The following is a 9515-nucleotide window of genomic DNA, read 5'->3' as shown; positions in this document are numbered from 1 at the left end:
TTTATTTAGGACACATGTGAGAATATTTAAAAAAAATTAACATAAACCTTTTTTTATTTAAAGATTTATTACAAAAAAGTGTAGGATTGAATATTTCATTTCATTGAAAGAAAATTATAATTAAATTTGTGAATCAAGTTTCTGTATGTAATAGTGGTTTTTAGTATTTTTTTTAAAATATGTTCTTCCTTTTCAATAGAATGCTTGATAGAAGAAAACGTATTCAAATAATAGTAAGCTGACTTGCTTGATTTTTAATTTTAAAATTAATGATAAAGATCATATCGAATAAGGTTATTGTAAATACCAGAACTGCTGCGGCATGTTTTATAGTTTTAGGATCAGCATCTTGCAGTAAAAGTCCAATGCCAGTTAAGCCACCTATCGTCGATAGTACAGGTAAGAAGATAGACTATAGTGTTTATGATTTTGAAAGAATGGCAGCGCTTAGTAATCGTTGGATATCCGATACATTATGGAATGAAAAAGAGAACGAAATTATCGGATTTAGGCTTAAGAAGGCAGCAGATTATGCTTTTTCGTATGACTCTGAAAATTATTTAAAACAACCTTATTTTAATGTATTTGTTTCCTTAAACGATTTTCCAGAATTTAATTTGACCCAATATCAATCGCAGTCTGCCTCCTATATTCCTTATGTGCGATTTAATCGTTATAATTCAAATCCCGTCGCGTATCAAAAAATTGCGAGAAGACAGGATCTAGATCAATTTATAAAAGATAAGTTTGTTGACAAGGGCCCGGTAAATTACTATGGCCATCAGGATTATATTTATCATTTTAAGCAATTTGAGAATCTACGTCTTGTTTTTAGCGGAGATGTGGATATAAAATCGAAGTTCGCCATCCCTGATTCACGTTATAATAGGATGGAAAATACGGGCTGGCTATACTATAGTTATAAACCGACATTTAATATCAAATCACATGCAGAGGAAAAAGATTTCAAGAAACTATTCCCTACGGCGAATTTAACTGGAGGCAACATTGTCAGGGTAGCAGAAATAGAATATGGAAAAAGTGCTTATATGGTCGTGGATGGCCCTGAAAAAATTAAGCCTATCATCTCTAAATTATCTTTAGACCCGCAGAGTTTAAGTGCTGACGATAAGAATCTTTTAAACAAACAACAAGCTTATTTTTACCTTATTGGCTATCAATCTTCGGATTTAGATCTGATACGAAATGCGCCTAGCACCGTAGAAAAAATAGATGCTTATCTAGCCTTGGCAATTCGCTCCCCAGAAACAAAGACTTACGAATATCCCCATATAGGAGTTCCCGCTTTATATAAATTAGAGTCATCCAATTTAAATGATGAAACTTTCAAAACCCTTCAGTTTACAAAAGAAATAAAATTTTAATACATAATATAAACTAAAATGAAAAGTAGTCAATTAAGTCTTGTACTCCTGGCAGGGGTATTGGGATTCTATTCCTGTAAAAAAGACAACTCGAGTTTAAAAAATGAAATCGGAAATAACGAGGATTCCCTGTTAAAAGTTTTCCAAAACACGAAGATCATCGAAAATCCAATTATTGACCTGACTAAGAAAGGAAATTCGAGCAGACTCCGGGCCGGAGGAATCATTAGAGACAGCGTCTGGCAAAATGGGCTTGGCAATACCTATTTTGTTGAGTCTGATAATATAACCATTTCATCAGAAACGGAGGATTATGCCTATCCAGGTGCAATATTCAATAGCAAAAATATCATTAGGTCCTATCAGTTCGACCCACTCGGCAGGGAGCATTATGATGCTTTACCGATAAGAGCAAGTCTTTCAATTCCGGGTACAAATGTTTCTGGAACAATTGAATATCCAAGCCTGGACGAGACAAGGGAATTTGTCGGCAACATTTTGAAAAAAAATGGAAATGTGTCACAGATTAATAGTTTTTCTTATACTTCAAGTGAGTTTACAGATTACAATGAATTGAAGTACACCTTTGGGGCAAACGTCGACATAGGGAAAATAGTGAAAGCATCTGTGAATGGGGGTAAAAGTAAAATCACCAAGAGAACAGGGGTCATTGCCCGTTTTGTACAAGAAAATTTCACGCTCGATATGTCATTGCCTAAGAAAACTGAATTGATCAGCATTGCAGATGCAAATGCATTACAGGCGGAATACGCACCCACCTATGTGAGTTCGGTCACCTACGGACGGATAGGTGTTTTTACAGCGGAGACCGATGCCAACTACGAGGATTTTAATGTTGCTTTTAAAGCGGGAGTAAATATTGGCGTTGTGGGTGTGGATACGCACCTTACTGCAGCGCAGAAAGAGCTATTAGATAAAGCCAAAATTACGATCTACATGAAATTTGGTCCCGGGTCAGCATATGTACAGACAGTCCAGGGATATGCAGCATTCAAAAACGCAATTTTGGCGGGAGCGAATGTAACATCACAATCTTATGGTGGGCCAATCTCGATGCGCATGCGAAATCTTAAGAATTTTGGAATATTTAAATCAATATTTAAAATTGATGTTACAAAGTAAAACTTTCATCCATACATCAAAAGGGCTATTTAAAATAGCCCTTTTGATTTCAATCCTTTTTGTCGGTTGCAAAAAGGATAATGATTCCAAACTGACTGTACAGGAAACGAAGTCGCTTAATAAAAAAGCAAATAATGCAAATACTTCCTCTGCTGACATTTTGGTTATGGATAATAATTATGAAATTGTTTATTTAGGTGCAATTCTCAGCGGCACCGATATTCTCAGCGAATCCACATTTAATCCGCTAGGATCATATGCAAAATTACCGATTAAAGTCAGTACGTCTATCAGTGGAGCACCGTCTGCGACCATTAATCCGCCACGCTTGTCTACGTATCGCCAAACGGTTCAGGATATCTTAAGGTCAACCACATTGAGTAATCCAGATATCGCCTCATTTCTTTATTATTATCGACCATTTTATGATTATAAAGAAATTACAAGGGAATTTGGTTATAAAGTAAATACCAGAGGTCTGTTTTCCAAAACGAGTTCTAGCCTGACAAATCAGCTGACGACAATAACAAAAAAATATGGATTCGTTTCTGCTTTTGAGTTGGTCAATTTTACCGTTGACATGTCATCACCAAAATTGACTGAGTTGATTGATACTGCTGCGGCGCATAGACTAGTAGCTTCAGGAGAGAATCCTGTCTATATCAATTCCATTTCATATGGGCAGAAAGGCGTTCTAGCGGTCGAAACGGATTACAATATGGAGCAGACGACCAAAATTTTCGAAAAGTTGACAAAGAAGATTTTTAAAAAAACCAAAGAAACGTTCTCTTCAACGGAAATAAATATCATTAATAACTCCACGATTCGTCTTTTTTTGGTAGGTGGATCAAGTGGTGGCTCTTCGGTTACGATTGATGGCTATAATGGATTTATCAACTATGTAAAAGATATCGGTGCATTTTCCGCTGATAATCCCGGTTATCCAATTTCATTTCGCTGTCGCAAATTAAAAGATTTCTCACTTTTTAAAGCATTGGAAAATGAATAATTATTATACAATAAATAGATTTGTGTATATATTTTTGGTTACAGCTTTCTTTGCCTCCTGTAACAAGGATCACTCCACTACTGACCCTAGAAACAATCTACAGATGCCCAATTTCTCAGAGATTTCCATTTTGGGGTCTAGTAATATATTGAATAATCATTCAGAAAATATATTTAACGAACAAGATTCCAAAAAGAAAGCTGGATCTCCTTTAATGGGGAGTAATCCCCGTCGAAAAGTTGGACGAGTTGAAGTAACAGACCGCACTCAATGGGATGACCCTGGTCAAGTAGGTTTTACAATTAAAGGCGTTGCCGACGAATTCATTATGACGCCTGACTGGTTGGGAAAATTGGATGTGTTTCATCTGGGCTCTATTATACAAGGTAATAGTATCCAAGATCTTTCCTTTATACCGCTTTCAGAAAGAAATGGAGAATATGAGGCAAAGCCGGTGTCGGTCTCCGTTTCCTTTCCTGCAAAAACAGTCACAGGAAGTTTCATGCCCGATGTCATGTCGTCGACCGAGTTTTTCAGCACATTAATGAAAAATAATAAGATGACTTCAATGCAGAATAGTGCATTTCAATATGAGATTGAAGAGTTTACATATTTTAATGAGCTTAAGACTGTTTTTGGTGCTGATGTTGATATAAAAGCCATTTTCTTTAAATCGGGAAGTAGCGGATCCACTTCTTCTGAACAGATCAGCGGTAACTCAGGACTAGTAGCCACTTTTACACAAAAGAATTTTTCCGTGGATATGAGCATACCTGAAGAGGGACTAGAGTTGTATGATAAATTAAATGTTGCCAGCGGTGTATCGCCTGTATATATCAACTCGGTCGTGTATGGAGCCAAAGGTATTTTATTGGTCGAGAGCAGGGTTGAATCAAATGTCTTAAAGTCCACCTTTGATAAAGTATTCTCCGTAATGGGAGGTTTGATCGACGGTTCAAAACAATTAACCAGCGAAGAAAAGCAGATAATTGCAAATTCGCAGATACAGATGGCCTTTATGGGTACTGGCGGAGCGGTCGTGAAGAAATTAGCTTCATTGGACGAGTTGATAGGGGTGATCAAGAAAGGTGTTCAGTTTTCGCCATCGACGCCTGGCGTCCCTATTTCTTATAAAATGAGAACACTTTTGGGGAATAAAACGGTTCAAAATAAATTTAATTTCCGGATCCCGATCAAGCCATTTTATGGAAAAAATGTTATTCAAGTTGAAAATGGTGTGAGCAATATGTATGCAATGTTTTTTGCTGACAAAAATTTGAAAGTACCAATTATAATCCCAGAGAATATCGCAATTAGATTAAGACATATTCAATATATTAGGGAAGGTAATCCTAGGGAAGGATTCGGTGTCGTAAAATATATGGATGATGAAAATATTTATAACAAAGATAAATCATCAAGATTTTTTTTAAGTCAAACATCATTCCCGCGGACCAATATTAATGATGGAGCCGGAAAGTTTCTAATTGATTCACAAAGTGGTTTTTATGTAGTAATTTATGATAAAAATTGACGCTGTCATTAGAAAGCTTACGAACTTCCGAATAAGTATGACCTAATTGCAGTATTCAGTGAACTTCAAGTAGTTTCATAAAACAAAATTACTAATATTATTAGCGATTTACAGGTGTGAATTTTCGATTTAATGCTTTTCACTTTTTATGCAATAACTATTTTTCCAGAAGCCAGACTGATCCGATTTTTAAGGATGAAGTCCATCAAGAGCACATAGGATGGATCAAGATAGTTTAACAGCGCTTGCCGCAAGGGGAATAGGGTGGAGCTTTGATGAACTCGTATTCAATATGCTCCTTCAAAATTGGTAGAAAAAAGGATCGAGTGAGAATTGCGACATATAACCCCAAATGGTAAATCTTGGTATGCGAATTATAATGGCGAGGATGCGAAAATAAATTTTAGTCTTCCTGGAAATAAAACACGCTATTTTGTTTTAAGGTTCTTCGTTATCTGCCATGATTTTAAATGATGATTATAGGCGAGCATCCAAGCCGTTTCATTGGCACTCTTTCCTTTTTCATTTAAATATTCACCTACTCGTACTGTTATCAGCGTTGTCGTATCTCTAAGTATTTCAGCATATGCTTTTTCACCAGTGCTAAGTGCTGCTATTGCCGGAACATTTTCTACACTTACTTCGGGTTCGAACAGAAATTTTGCTGTACACCCAACATTGAGACTTTTTCCTTGAAATATGATTCCGTTCATGATATTATATTTTTAAGGATGAAAAATTCATATTACAAAGAGAACCGCTATGGCATTGGTACTCTTTTATAAGTTTTAAAGTAATATAACGTTTACAAACAGTGATTTATTTTCTCTTACTTGTACTGTGGGCAGGGGAGTACGGCTCGTCCTAATATTCTTGACATTGATTATGTACTGGCCAACGTTGCCGAGTGCTATTTGTCGGGTAGTGTATTTATCAAGAGCGATAAGGTCTATTAGGATATAAATCCTATCTTAGCCCTATGCTGTACAATCCCTTTGAACAAGTCACCAAAAGTTCCTTTCGCGAGCTTGTCGAGTCGGGCTATGTCGACTTTGTACTGCAGCGCTTTGAATGGCCCGATGTTAAGGAAAAGACAGGCTTTCTACTCACGCCTTATGATGATAAGGATGCCGCCGATCAGCATGCCCATCAGCTGGGGGCAAAGGAGGGAAGAGCCCTGCAGCTGCCGCAAGACACCGATAAAATTGATAGCCTGTTAACCACAGGATCAGGCTATCGGATTTTTCTCAATCGTATCAAGGAAGAAAACTGGGACAAGCGCATGCTCAAGCTCTACGAAAAAAATATAGTCAATTATCTGCGTACAAAGACCAGGTTTCAACGCAAAAATCCCATCGATATCCTATTCTCCCTAGAGTATGGTCGGGTAGTGGCTACCATTAGCGATGGGCAGACCAAAAAGATAGTATTTGCTATCGAGATCCTTCGGTAGCTAGATATAGTCCCAACTGAAAGTCACTATTTTCTTGCCTTGGGGCAATCCTTGTTTACAGCACAAATTGTGTATATTCGTATCAAAGCCAAAAAAGAAAGGATACCATTATGTGCTGGGATATTAGCCTCCATACCGATATAGAGATTATCAAAAAGACCTTTCCGCAGTTGCGGGACGAGCGTCGTCAATTGGATTATAATTATGACTATCTGGAAAACGTCCAAGCCATTACCTTTCCCAAGTATCCGATCCTATATAAGGACAAGGATTCCAGCCAGCTGGCCTTGGCCGAGATGGAGTGGGGGGTATTGCCTACCTATATTGACGATCCGAAGCTGCAGGCCGATCGCCGGCGCAATATGATCAATGTCCGTAGCGAGCGTATCCTGGAAGATAAAAAATCCTATTGGTATCGCTTGCGCAAGCAGCGTTGCCTTATCCCAGTGAGTGGCACCTTTGAGCATAGAGCTGTAAAGGGCTGGAAAAAGAAAGTGCCTTATTTTATCGGTGCAGAGGGGAGAGATCTATTCTATTTACCAGGTTTGTACCAGTGGCATGAGACGGTGGATGAGGATGGCGTGGTGGAACGCGTAGGTTCCTTTGGAATGCTTACACGAGCAGCCAATGAAGTGATGGCCAATATCCATAATGACGGGCCCAATAAACATCGGATGCCTTTGTTCTTACCAGAGGATCTCGAGCGACAATGGATCGAGGATATTCAGGAGGATGATATGCCACCAATTTTCCTGTTTGAAATGCCCAATGATAGGCTGAAGCACTATCCGGTGTATACGTTGAGAGGATATCCAAACCGCCCGGATGGAAAGCATCGTTACGAGCAATTTGACTGGGAAGGATTGCCGCCGTTGGGAAGTGATACAGTGCAGACTTCGTTGTTTTAAATCGGTGTTCAATGGGAAGTTTAACGAAATATATATCAAACGATCACCCAGAATTCGCGGTGCTTATCGAAGATGACGATAAGGTTTGTTACGCATACTTATTGAATGAGGAAAGAATAGTTGGAGATATATGGTTATACAATAGCGTTCCTACTCCGAGCGAACCTGAATGGCATACAAGGGACAATCTACCATTTTTAAATCCTGCAGCGTTTGTCAAAGAGAATCTTGAACCATTTGATGCGAGTTCACTTGTCGAGGTAATCTGGGATTTTGGAGAAGAAACAGTCGCTAAGATATTTTTAGCGTCCAGATTGATCGCAAAGCTAACCGTAGGATCGTGTCCCGGTTGGTCTAGCCTGGTCACTAAAGATGGGCCTTTGGCGCAGAAGATGTAGAACTTTTACAATATAATTGTCAGTAAAAATTCCTGCGTGTTTTTATTTCTTCGATCCTTTTGTAATAAAGTTTCCTTTGTTTTTGTTTACGAAATGGGTCAAAAGCAAAATAAATAAACAACAATATAATAATTACAGAAAAAAAAGCAGCGATATACATTAACCAGGTAAAAAACTTTGTCATTTTTTCTATTTTTTGCGTGAACAAGCTTTCTTAATTCAGCCCCTTCTGAAATCATATTGTTTATTTAGCCCTAATATACTAGCTCATCTGGAAACTCCAAAGCGTCAAGAAAAATGGGCTGTATTGCTGTTTCAAAGTAAAGAAAACCGTATATAGTTTTTGAAGATGAAATTTGGCAAAGCAAATCGAGTCGTTATTCTTTCGAAATATCGGTGCTTTTAGTCAGTTGAGGAATATAAATTAGATAATCATAACCCTTAATAACTCTTGACAAATAAACGTCATCTAACTCCAGCTTATTTTGTAGAATGGATTTCTTCAAAGGCGTTAGATCAAAACAGTACCATTGACCTTTTTTCACCATATTCAGAAATGATTTGAAACTATTGGCGTCGTCTTGGTCGTCTCCTTTTCCAATAAGCATGATGTGCAGCGATTTTCTAAAATTGGCCTCTTCAATATTAGAAACTAAGTTGCCAATATCGTAGATATCAGTTTTTGTCAATATAGTTTCACCTTTTGGCGCATGGACCGCACCAAATTTGAAAAGATTCTTTTTACTTTTCCATTCGGGCAGCTGATTCATTAAGATGTTTTTTAACAACTGAATCCTTAACAGATGATTTCTATTGGTATAGATCTCTCTGCTTAATTTTAAGTCTTCAATCTCTTTGCGCTCTTTATCAGAAATTTTTAGATTCAACAATAAGTCTATTTTTTGAAGACAATCTTCGGATAAGATGTAGTATTTTTCCAAACCATCCTTAGACGCTATTTGTTTAGAATGTTGAAGCATTTGCTCATAGATCTCAATCCCTTTTTTATTTTTCGAAGTTTCTTTTAAGCTGGAAATGACCATTTGATCTGCAAAAATGCTAATCTGTTCTACCCCATAAATTTTCGTATTCCGTTTGGCCAAATCCTTAAACAAATCAAATTCAGGTTTGTATTTTAAAAATGAAAAATTCGAACTATATTCTTTTACAAACAGTTTAAGACGCTCAGCAGGAAGTGATTTAACTTTTGTTTGAATGATATCGACCGAATAAGGATCAACCTCCAAAAAATAGTTATCAAACTTGACCTCATTGATAACAGCATTTGTAAAATAGGGGATTTCGTTGGTAAAATGAGTCTCTCCCAGTAATACTGAATTTGATTGTTTGATGTCGTTTAACAAGACATCCCATCCTTTTCCCTGAAATGAAATATTCTTGTCACTTTGGAAAGAAAAAGTATTCTTTTGAACCAAACTGTCAAGGACTTTGTTTTGAGCATAGTTAAAATTGCTGATGAACAATGTGAGGAGTAAGAATGTTATTTTTTCATGTAGAATTAGTTTTTTTTATGGCGTATTTAGGTAATGGCAGTTCAGTTTTCTGAGGCACTAAAGTAGCCATAATTTCTAATAGTATTATTAAAATAATGCTTATGAATACAATTTATGGAAAGCCGGGAAAGTAATAGTAGATTAAATAGCACTTGCGTCCTAAACGTTAAA

General features: G+C 37.1%; 9 protein-coding genes. 7 read left to right on the top strand and 2 right to left on the bottom strand.

Annotation, left to right across the window (positions count from 1 at the left end; all coding sequences use genetic code 11):
* Nucleotides 1–269 precede the first annotated feature (269 nt).
* From B3E92_RS00045 to B3E92_RS00030, 4 genes are read left to right on the top strand one after another with little or no spacing between them, the layout of a single operon-like run.
* Complete coding sequence (locus B3E92_RS00045; protein ID WP_286894759.1) at nucleotides 270–1385, top strand: hypothetical protein; 1116 nt, start codon at nucleotides 270–272, stop codon at nucleotides 1383–1385.
* 18 nt (nucleotides 1386–1403) lie between these two features.
* Nucleotides 1404–2528, top strand: a complete 1125-nt coding sequence (locus B3E92_RS00040) for a thiol-activated cytolysin family protein (RefSeq protein ID WP_286894758.1) — start codon at nucleotides 1404–1406, stop codon at nucleotides 2526–2528.
* On the top strand, nucleotides 2515–3537 hold the full coding sequence (locus B3E92_RS00035; RefSeq protein ID WP_286894757.1) for a thiol-activated cytolysin family protein: 1023 nt from the start codon (nucleotides 2515–2517) through the stop codon (nucleotides 3535–3537). Before B3E92_RS00040 ends, B3E92_RS00035 begins: the two co-directional genes overlap by 14 nt.
* Entirely contained in the window at nucleotides 3530–5071 is a 1542-nt protein-coding gene (locus B3E92_RS00030; RefSeq protein WP_286894756.1) for a thiol-activated cytolysin family protein, read from the top strand. Before B3E92_RS00035 ends, B3E92_RS00030 begins: the two co-directional genes overlap by 8 nt.
* Before the next feature lie 428 nt (nucleotides 5072–5499).
* Here the strand turns inward: B3E92_RS00030 and B3E92_RS00025 are convergent, their stop codons facing one another.
* Entirely contained in the window at nucleotides 5500–5784 is a 285-nt protein-coding gene (locus B3E92_RS00025; RefSeq protein WP_286894754.1) for a hypothetical protein, read from the bottom strand.
* Between the two features lie 266 nt (nucleotides 5785–6050).
* Here B3E92_RS00025 and B3E92_RS00020 point away from each other — a divergent pair, with 266 nt between their 5' ends.
* From B3E92_RS00020 to B3E92_RS00010, 3 genes are all read left to right on the top strand, one after another.
* Nucleotides 6051–6524 (top strand): hypothetical protein, encoded by a 474-nt coding sequence (locus tag B3E92_RS00020; protein WP_286894753.1) that lies wholly within the window; start codon nucleotides 6051–6053, stop codon nucleotides 6522–6524.
* Between the two features lie 110 nt (nucleotides 6525–6634).
* Nucleotides 6635–7432, top strand: coding sequence for an SOS response-associated peptidase (locus tag B3E92_RS00015; protein WP_286894751.1), 798 nt, complete (start codon nucleotides 6635–6637; stop codon nucleotides 7430–7432).
* 11 nt (nucleotides 7433–7443) lie between these two features.
* Nucleotides 7444–7830, top strand: coding sequence for a hypothetical protein (locus B3E92_RS00010; protein WP_286894749.1), 387 nt, complete (start codon nucleotides 7444–7446; stop codon nucleotides 7828–7830).
* 377 nt (nucleotides 7831–8207) lie between these two features.
* On the opposite strand, the gene B3E92_RS00005 is transcribed toward B3E92_RS00010, so the two are convergent.
* Nucleotides 8208–9266, bottom strand: a complete 1059-nt coding sequence (locus tag B3E92_RS00005; protein ID WP_286894747.1) for a hypothetical protein — start codon at nucleotides 9264–9266, stop codon at nucleotides 8208–8210.
* Nucleotides 9267–9515 lie beyond the last annotated feature (249 nt).

This window comes from Sphingobacterium sp. UBA6317, from assembly GCF_002440385.1.
Classification (GTDB): domain Bacteria; phylum Bacteroidota; class Bacteroidia; order Sphingobacteriales; family Sphingobacteriaceae; genus Sphingobacterium; species Sphingobacterium multivorum.
This window is presented reverse-complemented; position numbering and strand designations above follow the sequence as displayed.

Bases quoted from the DNA above. Each gene is read 5' to 3' on its own strand.
- B3E92_RS00045 (WP_286894759.1), top strand. From the start codon at position 270: ATGATAAAGATCATATCGAATAAGGTTATTGTAAATACCAGAACTGCT.
- B3E92_RS00040 (WP_286894758.1), top strand. From the start codon at position 1,404: ATGAAAAGTAGTCAATTAAGTCTTGTACTCCTGGCAGGGGTATTGGGA.
- B3E92_RS00035 (WP_286894757.1), top strand. From the start codon at position 2,515: ATGTTACAAAGTAAAACTTTCATCCATACATCAAAAGGGCTATTTAAA.
- B3E92_RS00030 (WP_286894756.1), top strand. From the start codon at position 3,530: ATGAATAATTATTATACAATAAATAGATTTGTGTATATATTTTTGGTT.
- B3E92_RS00025 (WP_286894754.1), bottom strand. From the start codon at position 5,784: ATGAACGGAATCATATTTCAAGGAAAAAGTCTCAATGTTGGGTGTACA.
- B3E92_RS00020 (WP_286894753.1), top strand. From the start codon at position 6,051: ATGCTGTACAATCCCTTTGAACAAGTCACCAAAAGTTCCTTTCGCGAG.
- B3E92_RS00015 (WP_286894751.1), top strand. From the start codon at position 6,635: ATGTGCTGGGATATTAGCCTCCATACCGATATAGAGATTATCAAAAAG.
- B3E92_RS00010 (WP_286894749.1), top strand. From the start codon at position 7,444: ATGGGAAGTTTAACGAAATATATATCAAACGATCACCCAGAATTCGCG.